Annotated in this window: 17 protein-coding genes, 1 pseudogene and 1 other annotated feature; of the genes and pseudogenes, 17 read left to right on the forward strand and 1 reads right to left on the reverse strand. The window is 55.4% G+C overall.

Annotated features, from left to right (window positions below):
• The first annotated feature begins 17 nt into the window (after positions 1 to 17).
• The 16 genes and pseudogenes from dtd (at position 18) to crcB (ACE6ED_RS17390) (ending at position 17,103) form a co-directional block, all read left to right on the forward strand.
• Positions 18 to 461, forward strand: a complete 444-nt coding sequence (gene dtd / locus ACE6ED_RS17315; RefSeq protein WP_410828468.1) for a D-aminoacyl-tRNA deacylase — start codon at positions 18 to 20, stop codon at positions 459 to 461.
• 459 nt (positions 462 to 920) lie between these two features.
• Positions 921 to 1,073, forward strand: a complete 153-nt coding sequence (locus ACE6ED_RS17320; RefSeq protein ID WP_410828469.1) for a hypothetical protein — start codon at positions 921 to 923, stop codon at positions 1,071 to 1,073.
• Positions 1,074 to 1,246: 173 nt separating this feature from the next.
• Positions 1,247 to 1,753, forward strand: coding sequence for a type 1 glutamine amidotransferase domain-containing protein (locus ACE6ED_RS17325; protein ID WP_410828470.1), 507 nt, complete (start codon positions 1,247 to 1,249; stop codon positions 1,751 to 1,753).
• 53 nt (positions 1,754 to 1,806) lie between these two features.
• Positions 1,807 to 2,238 (forward strand): hypothetical protein, encoded by a 432-nt coding sequence (locus ACE6ED_RS17330; protein WP_410828471.1) that lies wholly within the window; start codon positions 1,807 to 1,809, stop codon positions 2,236 to 2,238.
• Positions 2,239 to 2,512: 274 nt separating this feature from the next.
• Positions 2,513 to 2,778 (forward strand) — a binding site (T-box leader).
• Positions 2,779 to 2,839: 61 nt separating this feature from the next.
• Positions 2,840 to 4,102: a histidine--tRNA ligase gene (hisS, locus tag ACE6ED_RS17335; RefSeq protein ID WP_410828472.1), complete on the forward strand. Its 1,263-nt coding sequence runs from the start codon at positions 2,840 to 2,842 to the stop codon at positions 4,100 to 4,102.
• Between the two features lie 128 nt (positions 4,103 to 4,230).
• The gene (gene aspS / locus ACE6ED_RS17340; protein ID WP_410828473.1) at positions 4,231 to 6,009 is read left to right on the forward strand and encodes an aspartate--tRNA ligase; all 1,779 of its coding nucleotides are present in this window, start codon (positions 4,231 to 4,233) and stop codon (positions 6,007 to 6,009) included.
• A 147-nt stretch (positions 6,010 to 6,156) separates the two neighbouring features.
• Positions 6,157 to 6,912, forward strand: a complete 756-nt coding sequence (locus tag ACE6ED_RS17345) for a tRNA threonylcarbamoyladenosine dehydratase (protein WP_410828474.1) — start codon at positions 6,157 to 6,159, stop codon at positions 6,910 to 6,912.
• On the forward strand, positions 6,909 to 7,571 hold the full coding sequence (locus ACE6ED_RS17350; RefSeq protein WP_410828475.1) for a YdeI/OmpD-associated family protein: 663 nt from the start codon (positions 6,909 to 6,911) through the stop codon (positions 7,569 to 7,571). Before ACE6ED_RS17345 ends, ACE6ED_RS17350 begins: the two co-directional genes overlap by 4 nt.
• A 488-nt stretch (positions 7,572 to 8,059) precedes the next feature.
• The gene (locus ACE6ED_RS17355) at positions 8,060 to 9,358 is read left to right on the forward strand and encodes an NCS2 family permease (protein WP_410828476.1); all 1,299 of its coding nucleotides are present in this window, start codon (positions 8,060 to 8,062) and stop codon (positions 9,356 to 9,358) included.
• A gap of 274 nt (positions 9,359 to 9,632) precedes the next feature.
• On the forward strand, positions 9,633 to 11,837 hold the full coding sequence (locus ACE6ED_RS17360) for a HelD family protein (RefSeq protein ID WP_410828477.1): 2,205 nt from the start codon (positions 9,633 to 9,635) through the stop codon (positions 11,835 to 11,837).
• Between the two features lie 453 nt (positions 11,838 to 12,290).
• A pseudogene (locus ACE6ED_RS17365) lies at positions 12,291 to 12,551 on the forward strand (KGG domain-containing protein); the annotation flags it as partial.
• A 765-nt stretch (positions 12,552 to 13,316) separates the two neighbouring features.
• Positions 13,317 to 13,598, forward strand: a complete 282-nt coding sequence (locus ACE6ED_RS17370; protein WP_410828478.1) for a CD3324 family protein — start codon at positions 13,317 to 13,319, stop codon at positions 13,596 to 13,598.
• A 172-nt stretch (positions 13,599 to 13,770) separates the two neighbouring features.
• Positions 13,771 to 14,046 carry a hypothetical protein gene (locus tag ACE6ED_RS17375; protein ID WP_410828479.1) on the forward strand — a complete coding sequence of 92 codons (276 nt, stop codon included), beginning with the start codon at positions 13,771 to 13,773 and terminating at the stop codon, positions 14,044 to 14,046.
• 983 nt (positions 14,047 to 15,029) lie between these two features.
• Positions 15,030 to 16,334 (forward strand): replication-associated recombination protein A, encoded by a 1,305-nt coding sequence (locus ACE6ED_RS17380; protein WP_410828555.1) that lies wholly within the window; start codon positions 15,030 to 15,032, stop codon positions 16,332 to 16,334.
• A gap of 17 nt (positions 16,335 to 16,351) precedes the next feature.
• Positions 16,352 to 16,747 (forward strand): fluoride efflux transporter CrcB, encoded by a 396-nt coding sequence (gene crcB / locus ACE6ED_RS17385; RefSeq protein WP_410828480.1) that lies wholly within the window; start codon positions 16,352 to 16,354, stop codon positions 16,745 to 16,747.
• Positions 16,744 to 17,103, forward strand: coding sequence for a fluoride efflux transporter CrcB (crcB, locus tag ACE6ED_RS17390; protein WP_410828481.1), 360 nt, complete (start codon positions 16,744 to 16,746; stop codon positions 17,101 to 17,103). The genes crcB (ACE6ED_RS17385) and crcB (ACE6ED_RS17390) overlap by 4 nt, the downstream gene beginning before the upstream one ends.
• A gap of 174 nt (positions 17,104 to 17,277) precedes the next feature.
• On the opposite strand, the gene mnmA is transcribed toward crcB (ACE6ED_RS17390), so the two are convergent.
• The gene (gene mnmA, locus ACE6ED_RS17395) at positions 17,278 to 18,399 is read right to left on the reverse strand and encodes a tRNA 2-thiouridine(34) synthase MnmA (RefSeq protein ID WP_410828482.1); all 1,122 of its coding nucleotides are present in this window, start codon (positions 18,397 to 18,399) and stop codon (positions 17,278 to 17,280) included.
• Between the two features lie 362 nt (positions 18,400 to 18,761).
• On the opposite strand from mnmA, the gene cymR reads away from it, so the two are divergent.
• Positions 18,762 to 19,181 carry a cysteine metabolism transcriptional regulator CymR gene (gene cymR / locus ACE6ED_RS17400; RefSeq protein WP_410828483.1) on the forward strand — a complete coding sequence of 140 codons (420 nt, stop codon included), beginning with the start codon at positions 18,762 to 18,764 and terminating at the stop codon, positions 19,179 to 19,181.
• The last annotated feature ends 353 nt before the right edge of the window (positions 19,182 to 19,534 follow it).

The raw sequence follows: 19,534 nt of genomic DNA on the forward strand, positions 1-19,534 counted from the left end.
CAAGGTGGGGTAAGGCGATGAGAGCAGTGGTGCAGCGCTGTAAGGAAGCGCGTGTAACCGTCGAAGGACGGGTGACCGGCCAGATTGGCGAAGGACTGATGCTGCTGGTCGGCGTAACGCATGAGGACAGCGAACAGGACGCCCGGTATTTGGCCGACAAGATTGCCGGGCTCCGTATTTTTGAAGATGAACAGGGCAAGATGAATTTCAGCGTATCCGACACCGGCGGAGCGGTGCTGTCCGTATCGCAGTTTACCTTGTATGGCGATACCCGGAAGGGCAGAAGACCCAACTTTATGGCGGCAGCTGCGCCTGCGGAGGCCGAACGGCTGTACGATTACTTTAACGCAGAGCTTCGTAGCAAAGAGCTCCAGGTGGAGACGGGCGTGTTCGGTGCGATGATGGACGTGTCGCTGGTCAATTGGGGTCCGGTTACGCTGCTTGTGGACAGCAAGGGATGACACGGGCGCGGATTAGCCGCGATGTTCTATATAGACTGACTAGACTGAACCATTGTCAGACAGGAAAAGGGAGATGACACGGAGGGAATTTGAGCTGTAGGTGCGAACGCGATTGCCTTTATTTTCGGAGTTCTCCCGCTATCTAAGACTCCTATTCAAGAACTCCGAAAATAACAGCAACCGGAAGCCCCAAATTAGCAGCAGTAGCAGCCTCCGCTCTATCAGTATGTCATTCGTTCAGTCTACATAACAGCAAAAAGAAGATGTTTGAGGCCACGGGGCGACCCGGGCCTCTTTTTGTGCGGCGGTTCTCTGCCGCGGCTCTCTGATCGACTCTCTGCACCGGCTCGAATAGGTCCGGCCAGCGGCGGGCAGAATGGGAAGAGGATGGAGCAAAGCAGGAGACAATCGGGAAGGCGCCTCTTGGGAAGACGCCGCTCATGCAGACAGGAGCCAGTGATGAGACAACCTTTTCAGCTTCAGCTCTGGCGGCAGCTTCCGGCGGCCGTGACGGCCGACCGGAATGAGGCGCTGGCGCTGGCAAGAACGAACGGAGAAACGCGGGAGCTGCAAGGAAAGCCGTTAGGACGCCTGCGGCTGTCCCGTCTTTAAGGCGGGGGGGCCGCCTGCCGCGGCTGCCGCAAGTACGGAGTCGTGTAACAACGCACGACATGGCCGCAGGACACCCGGAAGGACTGGCAGCCGCGCGAAAATTAACCGTTTTCGCGCGGCTGTTTTCGGGTAAGTAACAAACAAGAACAGCACAGGGAAAGGAGAATTCCAGCATGGGTAAAGTCGCATTTTTACTAGCAGACAGCTTCGAAGATTCCGAAATGAAGGTGCCTTACGATGAAGTGATCAAGGCGGGGCACCAAGCTGACATCATCGGACTTGAAGCAGGCCAGACAGTGAAAGGCAAAAGTGGAAAAGCGGAGTACACCACCGATAAAGCCATTGCAGATGTCCAGGCAGGCGACTACGATGCGGTGGTCATTTCCGGCGGATCCTCTCCGGAGAATCTGCGTCTGGATTCCGGGATCCTTAAATTCGTGACAGAGGCGGACGCCGCCGGCAAACCGATTGCAGCCATTTGCCACGGGCCGCAAATTCTAATCAGTGCGGGGCTGCTGAAAGGGCGGACCATTACTTCCTATCCTCCGCTGAAAGACGACATGATTAACGCGGGGGCGAATTTCAAGGATGAGGAAGTAGTAGTGGATAAGAACTACATCACTTCGCGGACGCCGAAAGACGAGCCCGCTTTTGTGCGTGAACTGCTGAAGGCGCTCTAAGGACAGCAATAATGCTTCACCCCATAAATTATAATTTATAGGAGGGATCGAAGATGAGACGGATTCAAGCATATTTCAGGACCGAAGACGAAGCGGTAGGGGCACAAACAGCGCTGTTAGGCTACAGTACGGAGGGCGGAGAAGTGTCGGCGCTCACCGACCCGCTGGGTAGAGAGCGGCAAATTCTGATTCCGATTGTCCCTTTTAATACGGGCAATTCGGGCAGCGGAATCGGCGTATCGCCGGCAACGGCCGGAGCAGTGGGCGGCGGCGCGGTTGTGCCGGGTGTGCTGGCCGGAGATACCGTTGATGACGATAACCGTCCGGCGGACCGCGAGGATGAACCGCTGACAAACGATGCGGTTGCGGATGGGGACCTGGATGATCTTCATTACACGATGGAGCTGAAGGTTAGCGAAGCCGACTACGATGCCGTCGTTCACGCCCTTCGTCAAAAACATGCGTACGTCGAAGTGTTCGATTAATCGAACGTTGCGGCAAAAAGCCGGAATCCGTCTCCTCCAAGAGGCGGATTTTGTCTTGATGTGAAGTTAAGCGCTTTCTTTTATGTAATATAACTGTAATACTAGGTTCATGTTCCTTTAATATAGGCTGATTATAATAACAGCATGACCCCCTTTTTTATAATATAACACCTTGGGCCCCCCGGATTTTTCCGGAGGGTCATTTTTTTTGTCTGAATTTCTTGACTACAGGCGGACGGTTCAGTACAATCTAACAATATACGACTGGAATATAGAACATTTGATGACGGGAACAAGTAATTCGTCCCCACAACCCCAGAGAGGAATCCCACGGCTGGAAGGATTCCGTTGATGAACGAATGAATGACATCCCCGAGAACGTCCGGCGAACGCCGGCGGCCTTATGCCGCCGCGACACCAGTAGCCGAACGCGTAGGCGGGCGTTAACCGCTTGGAGCGAATCCGGAAGATGGCTCTTCCGATTCGGAATGTGGGTGGTACCACGGGTGTTTATCGTTCAGATAATCCCTCGTCCCTGTTGTGTTTAATCACAGGGCGAGGGATTTTTTTGATGGAAGCGACAGTTCAGGAGGGATTGGCAGTGGCGAAAGAACGGTTTGAGAAACCGACGGGTACCCAGGACGTGCTTCCGGGTACCGTGGAACGCTGGCAGTATGTGGAGCAGAAAGCAAGAGAGCTGTGCCGGCGGTTTAATTATGGAGAAATCCGGACGCCGATCTTTGAACAAACGGAATTGTTTGAACGCGGGGTCGGCGAAACAACGGATATTGTCGAAGGCGAAATGTATACCTTCAAAGACAAAGGCGACCGGGATCTGGCCCTTCGTCCGGAAGGAACGGCCGGTGTAGTCCGGGCATACGTGCAAAATAAGCTGTACGGCGAACCCGATGTCAGCAAGCTGTATTATATCGGTCCGATGTTCCGGTATGAACGGCCGCAAGCCGGACGGTACCGGCAGTTTCATCAGTTTGGCGTGGAAGCGTTTGGCGCGGTGGATCCCGCCATCGACGCCGAAGTCATCTCGCTGGGCTACCAGTTCTGCCGTGAGCTTGGACTTAGCGGAGTCCGGGTGGAAATCAACTCGGTCGGCAATGTTCCCAGCCGGGCGGCCTACCGCGAGAAGCTGCTAGGATTCCTTCGTCCGATGAAGGACAGCCTGTGTGCGGACTGCCAGCGCCGGATGGAGCGCAATCCGCTGCGGGTGCTGGATTGTAAGGTGGACCAGGATAAATTCACGGATGCCCCGTCCATTCTCGACAGTCTGGACGAGGAATGCAGCACCCATTTTGCCAAGGTAAAAGCGCATCTCGATGCGATGGGTGTCGAATACGAGGTGAATACGCGGCTCGTTCGCGGACTCGACTATTACACGCACACTGCGTTTGAATATAAAGCGGCGGGGATCGGTTCCATCGATACCGTCGGCGGCGGCGGCCGTTACAACGGCCTGGTCGGTGAAATCGGAGGACCGGACCAGCCGGGCATCGGTTTGGGCATCGGCCTGGAGCGGATTCTGCTGATCCTGGAGAAGCAGGAGGTTGACGTTCCTGCGGCGCCGCCGCTGGATGTCTATCTTGTAGCACTGGGCGAAGCGGCGGATGCTGAAGTGACCAAACAGCTGTACAAGCTGCGCAGCCAAGGGCTGTCGGCGGAACGGGATTACCTTGGGCGCAAAATGAAAGCCCAGATGAAATCGGCGGACCGGATGAAAGCCCGTTATACCGCGATTCTCGGCGACGAGGAGCTTGCGTCCGGCGAAATCGCCTTGAAGTCGATGGCCGACGGGACACAGCGTACCGTCAAGCTGGAGGATCTGGCCCGGGAAATCGGAGCTCAGCAATAACAACAGCGGGTCAAGAGCAGCGTCTTTTGCTGCAGCCGGAAATGCGGCGTTATACTGCCGGCTGCCAGCCGGGCAGCTGCGGCAACAAAATTTTTAACGATCACATATCGAGAAGGGTAGGATAAATTATGCAAAGAAGTCATCACTGCGGACAACTGACGATGGAGCACATCGGTCAGACCGTCACACTTAACGGCTGGGTACAAACCCGCCGCGACCTGGGAGGCGTACTCTTCATCGATCTGCGCGACCGGAGCGGCATCGTTCAAATCGTCTTTAATCCCGCCTATTCAGGCGATGCACTGCAAATCGCGGACAGAGTACGCAGCGAATACGTCCTGGCTGTCAAAGGGGAAGTGGTCCGGCGCGATCCCGAGACTGTAAACCCGAACCTGCCAACAGGTGAGCTGGAAGTGCGGATTACCGAAATTGAAGTGCTGAACGCTGCCAAAACGCCTCCATTTTTCATTGAAGACGGGGTGGAAGTGGATGAGACCTTGCGGCTGAAATACCGCTACCTGGACCTGCGCCGTCCGGAAATGCAAAAAACGCTCCTGCTGCGCTCTAAAGCATCCAAAGTGTTCCGTGACTTCCTTGATTCGGAAGGTTTTGTGGAGATCGAAACGCCGATTTTGACCAGAAGCTCGCCGGAAGGCGCTCGCGATTACCTGGTGCCAAGCCGGGTGCATGAAGGTGAATTTTTTGCCCTGCCGCAATCGCCGCAGCTTTATAAACAGCTGCTGATGGTGGGCGGCGTGGAGCGTTACTACCAAATCGCCCGCTGTTTCCGCGACGAAGACCTCCGGGCCGACCGTCAGCCGGAATTCACCCAGGTCGACATCGAGACCTCCTTCCTGTCCCAGGACGACCTGCTGGGCATGATGGAAAAGCTGATGCAGCGCCTGTTCAAAGAGACGATTGGTGTTGACATCCCGTTGCCGTTCCAGCGGATCACCTATGCCGACGCGATGGGCAAATACGGCTCGGACAAACCGGACCTGCGGTTTGGACTGGAACTGGTAGAGATGAACGATATCGTCGCTACCAGCGGTGTGAAGGTATTTGCATCGGTGATTGAAAAAGGCGGCGAAGTCAAGTGCCTTAACGCCAAAGGCTGCGGCACCTGGACACGTAAAGAAATCGACGATCTTGGACCGTACGCTGCCCGTTACGGCGCTAAGGGTCTGGCTTGGATTCAAGTCAAAGACGGCGAGTTCCGCGGGCCCATCGTGAAGTTCTTCACTGAAGAAGAAATTGCGGCAGTCAAAGAGCGGACCGGAGCGGAAGAAGGCGACCTGCTGCTGTTCTCAGCCGACAACAAAAAGACGGTTGCCGATGTGCTTGGTGCGCTTCGTTTGAAAATCGGACGCCAGCTCGGACTGATCGACGATAATGTATTTAAATTCGCCTGGGTTACCGACTTCCCGCTGCTGGGATATGACGAGGAGCAAAAACGGTATGTGGCGGAGCACCATCCATTCACCCGTCCAAACGACGAAGATCTGCATCTGCTCGATACCGACCCTGGTGCAGTCCGGGCGCAGGCCTACGACATCGTGCTGAATGGCTACGAGGTGGGCGGAGGCTCCATGCGGATCTACAAACGGGACATCCAAGAAAAAATGTTCGACGCGCTTAATCTCTCCAAAGAGGAAGTACAGGACAAATTCGGCTACCTGCTGGACGCGTTCGAATACGGCACGCCGCCGCACGGCGGGATTGCCTTCGGTCTTGACCGTCTGGTGATGCTGATGGCGGGACGCACCAACCTGCGGGAGACGATTGCGTTCCCGAAAACGGCCAGCGCAACCGATCCGATGATGAGCGCTCCATCCAGCGTGGACGTTTCGCAGCTGGAGCAGCTGCACATCAAGCTGGCGCTGAAGCCGGCGGAAGCCAAAAAATAAAACCCTGGCCGTCCCCTTGGACGGCTTTACAGCCCGGCGAGCTTCTGCCTGTGGCGGTGCCTGCCCGACACGGGCGGGTGCCGCTTCTTCACGACAGCGTAAGCCGGGCGCTTTGTTCCTATCCATTACCCCAAGGAGGCATTCGACATGCTGAATCAATTCTCCCGGACGGAGCTGGCCATCGGACCCGAAGGTTTGGAGATCATGAAGAACAGCACCGTTGCGGTGCTGGGCATCGGCGGCGTCGGCTCAATCGCGGTGGAAGCGCTGGCGAGAACCGGCGTGGGCCGGATTATTTTGATCGATAAGGACGCAGTGGACATCACGAACATCAACCGGCAGATCCATGCCTTGACTACAACCATCGGGCAGAAAAAAGCCGATCTGATGGTCGAGCGGGTTAAGCTGATTAATCCGGAATGCGAAGCAATTGCTCTCAACATGTTCTATACCGAGGAAACATACGAGGAGCTGTTTAAATACAAACTGGATTATGTCATTGACGCTTCGGATACGATTTGGTACAAAATCCATTTGATCAAGCAGTGTCTGACCCGGGGAATTCCGATGATCTCCAGCATGGGCGCGGCCAACAAAATGGACCCGACGAAATTTCAGGTCGCCGATATCTCCAAAACCACGATGGATCCGATCGCACGCGTCATCCGGCAGAAGCTTCGCAAAGAAGGCATCAAAAAAGGCGTAAAAGTTGTCTTCTCCACCGAGCAGCCGATGAAACCGCGTCAGGACGTTACGGACAAAATTGTACCGGAGAACGCTCCCGAAATCCGGAAAGCCAAGCAGCCGCCAGCAAGCAATGCGTTTGTGCCGCCCGTGGCCGGCCTCATTATGGTGAGTGTGGCTGTCCGCGAGCTGCTTGAGGCCGGAGGCGTTCACGTATGAATACCGCGCTCCGGAAGAAGCTGCGCCTGCCCGAAAACGGACGGACGCTGCTCCTGCAGGCTCCGGAAGGCTATTCCCAAATGCTGGGCCTGACGCCGGAGGATGGCGTATTTGACGTGGCGCATGCCGGGATGTACGATTTCGTGCTGCTGTTTGCCAAAAACAAGGCGGCGCTGGCTGCCGGAGCGGCTGAGGCGCTTCGTGCCGTCAGACCGGACGGCCTGCTCTGGGTATGCTACCCCAAAGGGTCGTCCAAGCTCAACACCGATTTGAGCCGGGACAAAGGCTGGGAGCCGCTGAAGGAAGCGGGACTGGACGGGATTGCGCTGGTGTCGGTGGATGAGACGTGGTCGGCGATGCGTTTTCGTCCTTGGAGCGCGATCAAGACCGGCCGTAAGCCTGGCGAGGCGGTAGGTACCGCCGCACGCCGTGCGCAGACAGAAGTGCTGGAGGTCCCCGAAGAGCTGCGCCAGGCGCTGGAGCTTGACGGGGAAGCCAAAACACGGTTTGAAGCGCTGGCGCCATCGCACCGCAAGGCGTACCTCCAGTGGATCGGACAGGCGAAGCGTGAGGAGACGCGGAGTGCCCGGATTGCCGGCACGGTGGAGAAGGTGAAGCTCGGCCGCAAAAATCCGTCCGATAAAGGCGGAGAGAGTTAAACCCTTGGCCGATGAAAAAATAGAGTCAATAAGCAGAAGGCGCGGCTGCCGGGATTCGGCGGCTGCGCTTTTATGCCGTTGGCGGCGAAGGCGGCGTGCTACCCGGAATAGGAATGTGTAGGCACGTTCCGGAATTGATCCGGCGCGGCTCCGAAGTGGGAGGTACGTTCCCCGGCACGAATCCGGCGTGCTCCGGTAAAAAGCAGGTGCGTTCCCTGGCATGAATCCGGCGTGCTCCGGTAAAAAGCAGGTGCGTTCCCTGGCGTGAATCCGTCGTGCTCCGGTAAAAAGCAGGTGCGTTCCCTGGCATGAATCCGGCACGTCCCGGAATGAGCAGGCATGCTCCCTGTTAAGAATCCGTCACGCCGGCAGCGTGCAGGCACGCTCCCCGACATGAATCCGGATGAATCCGGGGAGACTGATTAACGATTCCTGCTACCGGGTAATAGCCGCTGCGATATTTAACAACTGTGGAGGTATTTTTGCATATGAATTCGAATTTATGGCGCCGCAGCCTCGGTATGGAGACGGGCGACGACTGGAAGCGGGAAACCACGGCGGGGATTATCTCCTATTTCGCCTCGGTTTACATCGTGATGGTCAACGCGGCCATTCTGCATGACGCGGGCATGCCGCTGCGGGCGGGCATGGTCGCCACGCTGCTGACGGCAGTGACCGGCTGCCTGCTGATGGCCTTCGGCGGGCGGACGCCGATTATTGTCGTGCCGGGCATGGGAATCAACGCTTTTTTTGCGTATACCCTGGTCCATTCCATGAAGCTCGACTGGAGGGAAGCGTTGGCGGTTGTAGTGGTGACAGGCATCCTGTTTGCGATTGTTGCGTTCACCTCCTTATACCGCATTTTGAGCGAAGCCATTCCGCATAATTTACAGCATGCCATCACGGTCGGCATCGGTTTGTTTCTCACCTTTATCGGCCTGCAAAAAAGCGGGATCGTCATCGCCCACAGCACAACGCTGGTGGCAATCGGCCACTTCAGCGATCCAAGCGTCATCACCTCCTGCGTTACCCTGCTGCTGGCGCTTGTGCTGTATGTCCGCGGGACGCCCGGCGGCCTCCTGATCAGCATTCTTGCGGGTACGGGGATCGCCTACCTGCTTGGAGCAGGCCATAAGCAAGGCGGGGCAGAAGCCGGACATATTTTTGAAGGATATGGCGATGTTTTTGCGGGGATGAGCTGGGACGGTCTGGTTACGCTTGTCTTCTGGATCGCCGTTTTCCTGCTGCTGCTGATTGTTGTGTTTGAAAATATCGGGCTGATCGCTTCCCAAACGCTGCTGGCCAACCGGCCCGAGCGCTTCAAAAGCAGTCTGCGCGCCCTGTCGCTCGCCAACATCGCGGCAGGCCTGTTCGGAAGCAGCCCGGTGGTCGCGGGCGCGGAGTCCAACGCGGGGATCGCTTCCGGCGGCCGGTCGGGGATGACCTCGCTCGTCACAGGAGTGCTGTTTGCGGCGACGTTCCTGTTCATCCCGCTCCTGTCGTATATCCCCGACAGCGCCATTGCGCCGGTGCTGATCGTAATTGGCGCTTTGATGGTTCAGAGCGTAAGGGAAATGGATTTTGGTGATTTAACAGAGGTGTTCCCGTCTTTCCTCGTCATGGTGATGATCCCGTTCACCTACAGCATCGTTGACGGAATGGCATTTGGCTTCATCGCTTATCCGGTGGTTAAGCTTGCCGCAGGAAGGGGGCGGGATGTGCCGCCGGTGCTGTATGCCATCGCCGGCCTGTTCCTGGCCAATTTTGTGCTGCATGCGATGCTGTAGCGCAGCGCTGCCGAGGCTTAAAAATTGCAGATTTTGCGCAGATTTGCTGGGGATTTACTGCGGATTAACTGCGGATTTACTGCAGATTTACTGCACTTTACTGCGATTTGCTGCCAATTTACTGCGTATTAACCGCGGACTTGTTCCTGAGCTTTCAGGGCAGGTCCGCTTTCTATATCCTATTGTGTAAACGCTATAGCATTTGATTGACCGTTGTGCTACAATTAAGCTCCTTTTTGTTTTTTACACCATCACTTTTAGGAGGTAACTGAAATTGAATACGTTTCAAAGTGCCTATCAAGAGGAAGAAGACAGGCTAAACCGGACGTTAGCTGAAATTGACGCGCAGCTGGACCGGCTGAAAAGTGTTCCCGTTTACACCGGGAATGAATACACCGAACAGGTGCTGGAGGCTTCGAGGGAGCAGCAGCGGAGCAATCTGGCGAAGGTGAGCCAGGAGCCTTATTTTGGCCGGCTGGATTTCAAGGCGAACGACGAGGCGGAGCGGAAAGCCCTTTATATCGGTAAAGTCGGTACGGATGCAGAGCAGGCGGGCGATCAGCCGCTGGTTATCGACTGGCGGGCTCCGGTGGCCAGCCTGTTTTATTCGTTTACCGGAGGGACTGAACTCGCTTCCTACGAAGCGCCGGAGGGTCTGATCGAAGGGCTGGTGTATCTGAAACGCAACGTGGTCATCCGTAAACGCATTTTAGACCGTGTGGCGGATACGTATGACCGGGACGGCGATGGTCCAGCTGTGTCGGATGAGTTCCTCGTGTACCGGCTGGGCGAAAATAAAGACAACAAGCTGCGGGACATCGTGTCGACGATTCAGGAGGAGCAGGACCGGATTATCCGGGCGGCCAAAAACACGGCGCTGATCATACAAGGCGTCGCGGGCAGCGGAAAAACGACGGTGGCGCTGCATCGGCTTGCTTTTCTGCTGTATAGGTATCAGGAGCAGGTTAAGGCGGAAAAAATGATTATTTTTGCCCCCAACCGGATGTTTCTTGATTACATATCCGATGTGCTGCCGGAGCTTGGTGTGGGCGACATCCGCCAGAGCACATTTGCGGACTGGGCGGCCGATGTGCTGGGTCTCAGCTTGCCGGAACAGGACGCGGGCGAGGTGTACAGCCGCTGGTTTGAAGCGCCGGGCGGAATGCCGGAAATTACGGAGGAGACGCCTGGACGGTATAAAGGATCTGTACGTTTTATGCGGATGGTCGAACAGACGGTCGAGCGGCTTGCGGACCGCGCGCTGCCGGAGGGAGACTTCTCGCCTTGGGACGGGGCCGTGCTGCCCCGGCGGACGATTGTGCGCTGGCATGATGAAGAATACAAGCCTTATCCGCCCGCGAAGCGGAAAGAACGGGTTATGGCGCGGATTCACCGCTGGATTGAGATGGAGCTGAAAAAAAGCCCGTCTGCCGCCGCGCTGAAAGAACGCAAGAAACGGGCGGCACAACGCGAAAAAGCCTACGCAGGCAAATGGCCGAAGTATGAGCCGCTGGCGGTGTACAAGCAGCTGTTTGCGGCCTCCCCGGCGGCGGAAGGCGATCAGGAGATTCCGAAGGCAGTCGCCTCCGAAACACGGGCTGCGCTGAAAAAAGGAATCGTCCGGGAAGAAGACCTCCCGGCGCTGCTGTACATTCATTATCTGCTGAACGGAAGCGACGACATCGGACGGTTCGACCATGTCGTTATCGACGAAGCACAGGACTTTTCGCCCTTTCAGGTCGCGGTGCTGGACCTGTATGTGAAGGGTCATTCCTTCACGATCCTGGGCGATTTGTCCCAGGGCATTCATGCCTACCGGGGGGTTCACGCCTGGGAGGAAATGAGCGCGCTTTTTCCAGCGGAGGAGACCGCCTACCATGCGCTCACGCGCAGCTACCGCTCCACGATGGAGATTATCGAGTTCGCGAACGACATCCTGCGCAGCGGCGTGCAGGCTTCGCTGCTGGCCGTTCCGGTATTCCGCAGCGGCAACCCGGTGCGTCTGCTGGCCTATGACGATTCGGCCCAGGCGGCGGTTGACGGCGGCTCTGCGGGGATGCTGGCCGCTGACGCTTCTCAGCGCCTGACGGCCCTTGGCCGGGCGCTGGACCGGCTGGCCGGCAGGGAATACCGGACGGTCGCCATTTTGACCCGGACGCTGCGGGAAGCCGAGGAAGTGCATGCCGCGTTGTCCAGAGCAGACCGGCATTTGAATCTGATCGACGGAAGCATGACCGCTTATCAAGGCGGGCTGTCGGTGCTGCCCGTCTATCTGTCCAAAGGGCTGGAATTTGATGCGGTTATCCTGGCTGATGCGGATGACAGCCACTATGGCGGCAGCGTTTGGGACGCCAAACTGCTGTACGTCGGCTGTACCCGGGCGCTGCATGAGCTGTGGCTGATGCGCGGAACCGGTCTGCCGGCAGGGCTTGCGGCGGCTTCGGCCCGCTGCGCAGGCGGCTGGCCGGAGGAAGAATAGCGGAGGCGGTTTATGGCTCTCCTCTGCTGCGTTCGCCTAAGCTGAGTCGCCTAAGCTGGTTCGCCTAAGCTGGTCGTCTTAGCTGAGTTGCCTAAGCTGGTTCGCCTTAGCTGGTCGCCTAAGCTGAGTCGCCTAAGCTGGTTCGTCTAAGCTGATTAGCCTAAGCCTTGCGGGCACCATTGGTGAAAATCGCAGCTTAAATCTCATAAGCATAAAAACCAGCCGGCCGTTCAAGAACATCAATCTTGAACGGCCGGCTGTCGTTTGAAATGGAGCTGCCTTACACGGTCTGAGTGGTGACGTGTCGGAAGGCGGTTATTTTTCGGAACAAGGTATGTAAAGATTAGTTAATTTACTCTAAATAAAACTATTAAGTAAATGTTTAGAATTCATAGACCCGGGTAAATATAGAACGTGCACGATTTCAAAAAAAATATCTGAGGAGTGATTATCATGGCAAACAACAACAACCAAGACAACAAAATGAGCCGCGAAGAGGCAGGCCGTCTGGGCGGCGAAGCTACTGCTAGAAATCATGACAAGGAATTTTATCAAGAAATTGGGCAAAAAGGCGGCGAAGCCACTTCCAACAACCATGACAAAGAGTTCTATCAGGAGATTGGTAAAAAGGGCGGCGAAGCCACTTCCGAAAACCACGACAAGGATTTCTATAAAGAAATCGGCTCCAAAGGCGGCCAAGCCCGCAACGACTCCTAATTCGCGAACGGCTTGAACCGGCAGCGTCCGGACAAAAGTTAGCGACAGGACATCAAGAGGACTTATAACATCAAAGATTAGCTCATAAAGAAGCCGGTACCCTGTATTATTAAACAGGGTGCCGGTTTTTTTAACGCATGCGGGCAAAAGGGCGCCTTCCTTCTAAGCAACACCAGTGAGCTGAACCGATACGAACGCGGCAGAACTCGTCATGAACTTGGGACGTACTCGGCGCGAACTCAGCAAGGTCTCGGTACAACTCGGCATGGACTCGGCACGAACTCAGCAAGGTCTCGGGACGTACTCGGCGCGAACTCAGCAAGGTCATGGTACGGACTCAGCATGGAGTCGGCGCGAACTCAGCACGAACTCAGCACGAACTCAGCATGCCTCCCCACGGTAACAAACGGTTATAACTGTTCTGGGCCCTTGTGGAAAGGCCCGGGATATGGCTTAATATAGATGTCGGGCCGACGATTAACCCGGTGAAAGGAGGCTGATGGCAATGATTTCAGTATACGGGGTGGTCTCCGCTTAGCGGAGGCCTGCGGAGGGGGCCGAAAGGCCTCCTCTTTTACTATGTGAAGCATTGTCCGGCCGGACGGCGTAAGTGGACGGTGCGTAATGAATTGTTTATAATGAGCTTACGATCGATTTACCAATATTCGGAACAAAGAAAGGAGGCAGGTGTCATGCTGATTTTGAACCTGAGTTCTACGGAGGAACTTGTAGGAACACGCCTGTTGAAGGAGGAACATTTACGTGAGTTACGTAAACGGAAAGGATGTGCTTCCCCCTGGGCTGCTGGAAGAGCTGCAGGCCTACATCCAGGGTGAACTGTTATATATCCCCAAAAAAAGCGAGCAGCGGGTAAAATGGGGAGAAATCAGCGGCAGCCGGCGGGAGATTGCCAGCCGCAACCAGGAAATTTTCAACAGCTACCGCAGCGGTTGTTCTGTTGCCGAGTTGAAGCAGCGGTACCATTTGTCGGAGGAAAGCATCCGCAAGATCATCTCGAAGATGCGGTTGGCCGTCAATGGTTGAACCTGTATATACGGAAGAGGAGCATGGCGCCGTCCACGGACGAGGTCATGCTCTTTTTAATTGAGGGGCTGAAGGTGCTTAAGATTGGAGCATGTATGTTCATATCAGGGCAGCTTGAATCTGCGCATCACATGGCCTCGGGTACGGAGACTGACTTGGGTCTGAGGAGCACATGGCCTCGGGCACGGAGACGGACGGGCATGAGTCTGAGGAGCACATGGCTTCAGGCACGGAGACGGACGGGCATGGAGAGGGCGGGGCTCATAGCCTCGCCGGTTTTGTCTATACCGTAGTGGGGATTCCGCCGCCGCTGAATACACCGGATGACCGGGCGATTTTTACCACGGTAGATTATGCCGGTGTGGTTCACGGCTCGGATCCCGAAGAGCAGGAGTTGACCGCCATCCTTGTGCAGTCCTCCCAACAACTTACCCATGAGCGGACTTGAATTCCGCTATTCTCGATATTAGCGCCATAACAGGAGGATGCAGGACTCAGATTCCGCTATTAGAGCAGCAGCACCTAATTAAAGCGCTGTTTATGGCCATTAGCGGAACTACAGTCCGTAAACTTATGAATAAACGCAAAACTAAGCGAATAGCGGAATTACAGTCCAGCTTGGCTGAACTTCCCGAATAACGGAATTAGAGTCCAGCTTGGCTGAACTGCCCAAATAACGGAGTTACAGTCCAGCTTGGCTGAACTGCCCGAATAACGGAGTTAGAGTCCAGCTTGGCGGCTGCCCGAATAGCGGAATTACAGTCCAGCTTGGCGGCTGCCCGAATAGCGGAATTACAGTCCAGCTTGGCGAGCTGCCCGAATAGCGGAGTTACAATCCACTTTGGGGGAGCTGCCTATATTCTACTATCTGACACATGCAGACTAACTAATCCCGGCTGCCCCGATCCGAATCCGCACCAACCTGCAGCTCCTGAACGAAGACGGCGGCAAAGTGAATTTGGTACGGCCGAAGGTGTTGTTTAATCCGGAGACGCAGCAGTTTGTCCGCTGGGTTCATTATGAAAACGGGAAAGACTATACCGCAAGCTGCATGCGCCATTGCGACCTCCGATTCTCCCGACAACGGGTTTGTGTATCACGGGAGCTTTAATCCTTACGGATATATATCGCGTGACTGTACGCTTTTTCAGGACGATACGGGACTGCCTATTTTTATCCTTATGAATATATGCCGCGTGACTGCACACTTTTTCAGGATGATGACGGGACTGCCTGTTTCATCTCAGCCGCCAGAGACAATGCCATTTTGCAGGTGTACCGGCTGCAAGCGGATTACTTGAATGAACTGTTGATTGAAAAAGGGGATGATGCCGTCTACGTACGAGGCCATGCTCTTTTTCCGCTTCCAGGTATGGTATGATAGGAAAGGATGTTCCCTATTCATTAACGTTCAAGCAAGGAAGTGGAATGATGGATTTATTCTCAATCGGGCAGCCGGACGGGGCGGGTAGGCTGCTGGCCGACCGGATGCGTCCGGTCAATCTGGATGAATATATTGGTCAAGAAGGGGTAGTGGGTCCCGGCAAGCTGCTGCGCCGGGCGATCGAGGCGGACCAGGTGTCGTCGATTATTTTGTACGGACCGCCGGGCTGCGGCAAGACAACGCTTGCCCACATCATCTCCCGGCATACGCAAGGGGAGTTTGTGCGGCTGAACGCGGTCGAAGCTTCCGTTAAGGATGTCCGCGCTGTGATCGAACAGGCTCAGAGCAGCAAATCGCTGTACGGAACAAAAACGATTTTGTTCCTGGACGAGGTGCACCGCTTTAACAGCTCCCGCCAGGATGCGCTGCTGCCGGCGGTGGAGAGCGGCACAATTATTTTTATCGGCGCGACCACCGAAAACCCGTATCACTATGTCAACGGCGCCTTGATGAGTCGGTCCACGCTGTTTCAACTGGAGCCGCTCACCAAAGAGCACAGCCTGACCGCAATGCGGCGGGCGCTGGCCGATACCGAGCGGGGGCTCGGCTTCATGGACCTCAAGGTCGACGAGGAGGCGCTGCAGCATATCGCTGCCATGGCCAACGGCGATATCCGCCGGGCGCTGAATGCGCTGGAGCTGGCGGCAATGACGACCTCGCCGGATCCGGACGGAAGCGTCCATCTGACCCTAGAGGTGGCGGAGGAGTCGATTCGCCGGCCGACCGTCAAAGCGGACGAGTCGACCCAATACGATGTGCTGTCCGCTTTTCACAAAAGCATCCGCGGCTCAAGCGACGCCGCGCTGTTTTGGTTTCTCTACGCGGTCGAGAAACTGGGCATGGACCCGATGACGTTTATCCGGCGTCTGATCGCGGCCAGCAGCGAGGATATCGGCCTGGCGAATCCGCAGGCCATGGTGCAGGCTGTGAGTGCGCTGGAGGCTTACCGCAACAACGGCTGGCCCGAGGCCAAGCTGAATATCGCCCAGGCGATTTTGTTTGCCGTGGAAAGTCCAAAATCAAACGCTGTCTATATGGCGATCTCCCGGGCGATGGATGCAATGGAAGATATGAAGTCGGCAGAGGTGCCCCTGCATCTGCGCGACGCTCACTACAAAGGCTCCGAGGCTCTTGGACACGTAGGGTACCAATATCCGCATAACTTCCCCGGCCACTATGTGAAGCAGGAATATTTGCCAAAACCGCTGTCCGGCCGTACCTTTTATGAGGCGACGGAGCAGGGGAACGAAGCCAAAATCCGCCACAATCAGCAGCTCCGCAGAGAATGGTAGCAGGAAGGGACAATCGTATGCGCAATCTGATCTGTATTGCCATTGGAGCGTTTTTTGGCGCGATTGCCCGGTATGGTGTGACGCTGGCGGTCCCGGCACCGGACAGCGGGTTTCCGTTGTCCATTATGACGCTGAATCTGGCAGGCTGCCTGTTCCTGGGCTGGTTTTTTACGTTTGCAGGGCGCAGGACCGGATTTCCCGCGCATATCCGCCTGTTGATCGGCACCGGGTTTACCGGCACCTTTACGACGTTCTCCACTTTTTCGCTCGATACGGTGCGGATGCTGGAGGCGGGGCATATCGCTTCGGCTGCGCTATATATAGCATCCAGTCTGGCCGGCGGGCTGCTGCTGACCTGGATCGGGGTATACGCAGGGCGCAGCGGCAGGGTGCGTGGAGGCCGGGCGTCATGATCTGGTGGATTGGTGCGGGGGGAATTGTCGGCGCGCTCTGCCGGTATGGGGCAGGACTCTGGATCGGCCGGCGGGCAGGGACCCGTTTCCCGTGGGGGACGCTGCTGATCAATATTGCGGGGTCGCTGGCATTGGGGCTGTTCGCGGGCTTCCAGCAGGCGATGCCGGCTTCGGTGTATCTGTTCGCGACCACCGGCTTCTGCGGCGGCTTTACCACCTTCTCTACCTTTGGCTATGAGACTATACAGCTGGCGGACAGCCGAAGATGGAGCGCAGCGGCCCTATATGTGCTGGCTTCGGCGGGACTGGGCGTGTCGGCGGCGTGGGTAGGATTAACGCTGGCGGGTCTTCTCTGAAAATCACAAAAGGACCTTTATCCGTGTATGCGGATGAAGGTCCTTTTTACGTGTTATATAGTTATGGAGCGCTTCGACTTGGCGATTGTCAGTGCTTCGACAGCCAATGCGATCAGTCTCTGTTCGCTGCCGCTAACCGTTAGAGTACACAGCCGCCCAAGGATGGCCTATGAATCACAGCGGAAGCGCGGATACCTTGTGCGCTTGTTCAATCGTCGCTCCGCCGAGGCACTCTTCGCCCAGGTAAAAGACAACAGCTTGTCCGGGCGTAATGGCTTTTTGCGGCGTATCGAAGTCGACCTGCAGCAGGCCGTCTTCACGGACGCTTACGCTGACGCCTTGGTCGGGCTGGCGGTAGCGGAACTTCGCCGTGCAGCGCAGCGGCTGATCTCCGCCGGGGAAGCTGCCGCCGATCCAGCCGGCGTTAGAGGCGGTCAAGCTGGACGAATACAAGCTTGGGTGACGGTCGCCCTGCACCACGTAAAGCACGTTGCGCTCAAGGTCCTTGTCCGCAACAAACCATGGCTCGCCGGTTCCGGAGCCGCCGATTCCGAGGCCTTGGCGCTGGCCAAGCGTGTAATACATCAGTCCTTCATGCCGGCCCTTTTTCTCGCCGGTAGCGATGTCGATCATATCGCCCGATTGGGCGGGCAGATACTGGCTCAAAAATTCCCGGAAATTCCGCTCGCCGATGAAGCAGACGCCGGTGCTGTCTTTTTTCTTGGCAGTGTACAGTCCCGCTTCCTCCGCGATTCTGCGCACCTCCGGTTTCGGCAGATGACCGATCGGGAACATCGCTTTGGACAGCTGGTATTGATTCAGCGCGTTCAGGAAATACGTCTGATCCTTGTTTGCGTCCACGCCACGCAGCAGCTTGTATCGGCCGTTTTCTTCAACGACCCGCGCATAATGGCCCGTAGCGACATAGTCGGCGCCAAGTTGCAGCGCTTTGTTCAGGAATTCGCCGAATTTGATCTCCCGGTTGCACATGACGTCGGGATTAGGCGTGCGGCCTGCTTTGTATTCATCAAGGAAATAAGTAAATACCTTGTCGTAGTATTCTTTCTCAAAATTAACGGTATAGTAAGGGATGCCGATCTGTTCGCAGACGCGGCGCACATCCTCCGCATCGGTCTCGGCGGTGCAGACGCCAAATTCATCGGTATCGTCCCAGTTCTTCATAAAAATGCCGATAACGTCGTAACCCTGCTGCTTCAGCAGCAGCGCCGTTACGGAAGAATCGACGCCGCCCGACATGCCAACGACGACGCGTGTATTTTCAACGGATTTAGTCAATGCGATCACCATTTTCCATTAGTAATAATCAAACTTAATTGTACACAAGCTTTATTATAGCATACTTACTCAAGAGCGATACGCCGGAGGCGGATGTGGAGCGATGAGCTTGCGTGAACACGATACGCGGCAGTTTATCTGATCAGCCTACAAAGCGATTTTGTAAATTGCTCCATGTTAAGATGTCCTCCCCGGGCGAACATTTTCCGTTAAAAGTTACGTTTTGTTTCCAAAAGGGGTACGCAATATGGTAACATAAAATATAAGATCAATCATCGGAATACGATGAAATGGCAATTAGTCCAATTCGACTAACAATCTATTATACAACAAACTGCTGTAATGATGAAAGAGGTGCCCTTTTGAAAATTTCGACTAAAGGACGTTATGGATTAACCATCATGATGGAGCTGGCTGCCAAATTTGGCGAAGGCCCGACATCGCTGAAAAGTATCGCCGAGAAAAACCAGCTGTCGGAGCATTATCTGGAGCAGCTGATTGCGCCGCTGCGGAACGCGGGGCTGGTAAAGAGTATAAGAGGTGCTTATGGGGGCTATATTTTGTCCCGTGAGGCGTCCGGTATTACCGCCGGAGACATTATCCGGGTACTGGAAGGACCGATCTCTCCTGTAGATTTTACTGAAGAAGACGACCCGGCCAAACGCGATTTATGGCTGCGCATCCGCGACAGCATCGCCGAAGTGCTGGATTCAACCACACTTGCCGACCTCGTGAATTATAAGGAACAAGGCGCTGTGGACAATTATATGTTCTATATTTAGCAGGAATCAGCAATTCCTTGATTTCAAAGGGATTTTTGAAGGTTCTGTTAGGGGTTACCCACACATTACCCACATTATTGGTTGATAGCCCATTCAAATTCATAATTTCCAAACTCTGGGGATATGGTATGATTATCAAAATCGAAAGTATTGGTAGGAGCCCTGTTGGCCGTAATGGTCTGCAGGGCTTCTATTATTTTTCTCATTCAGCTGCTGTGAATGCTAGGTTGCCAAGAAAGAGGCGGGATTAGCCTGACTTATGTCTAGTTGCGTTTTGGCTAAACCTGCGATGATTCTGCTATAACAATTGGCTGGTATATTGAATATTGTGCAAGAAAATGAAAGAATAAAGA

Origin of the sequence: Paenibacillus nanchangensis (assembly GCF_046543445.1) — a bacterium.
GTDB classification, from domain to species: Bacteria; Bacillota; Bacilli; order Paenibacillales; family Paenibacillaceae; genus Paenibacillus_AQ; species Paenibacillus_AQ nanchangensis.

Coding starts and splice junctions, on each gene's coding strand:
- dtd (WP_410828468.1), top strand. CDS start 18: ATGAGAGCAGTGGTGCAGCGCTGTAAGGAAGCGCGTGTAACCGTCGAA.
- ACE6ED_RS17320 (WP_410828469.1), top strand. CDS start 921: ATGAGACAACCTTTTCAGCTTCAGCTCTGGCGGCAGCTTCCGGCGGCC.
- ACE6ED_RS17325 (WP_410828470.1), top strand. CDS start 1,247: ATGGGTAAAGTCGCATTTTTACTAGCAGACAGCTTCGAAGATTCCGAA.
- ACE6ED_RS17330 (WP_410828471.1), top strand. CDS start 1,807: ATGAGACGGATTCAAGCATATTTCAGGACCGAAGACGAAGCGGTAGGG.
- aspS (WP_410828473.1), top strand. CDS start 4,231: ATGCAAAGAAGTCATCACTGCGGACAACTGACGATGGAGCACATCGGT.
- ACE6ED_RS17345 (WP_410828474.1), top strand. CDS start 6,157: ATGCTGAATCAATTCTCCCGGACGGAGCTGGCCATCGGACCCGAAGGT.
- ACE6ED_RS17350 (WP_410828475.1), top strand. CDS start 6,909: ATGAATACCGCGCTCCGGAAGAAGCTGCGCCTGCCCGAAAACGGACGG.
- ACE6ED_RS17355 (WP_410828476.1), top strand. CDS start 8,060: ATGAATTCGAATTTATGGCGCCGCAGCCTCGGTATGGAGACGGGCGAC.
- ACE6ED_RS17375 (WP_410828479.1), top strand. CDS start 13,771: ATGGCCTCGGGCACGGAGACGGACGGGCATGAGTCTGAGGAGCACATG.
- ACE6ED_RS17380 (WP_410828555.1), top strand. CDS start 15,030: ATGGATTTATTCTCAATCGGGCAGCCGGACGGGGCGGGTAGGCTGCTG.
- crcB (WP_410828480.1), top strand. CDS start 16,352: ATGCGCAATCTGATCTGTATTGCCATTGGAGCGTTTTTTGGCGCGATT.
- crcB (WP_410828481.1), top strand. CDS start 16,744: ATGATCTGGTGGATTGGTGCGGGGGGAATTGTCGGCGCGCTCTGCCGG.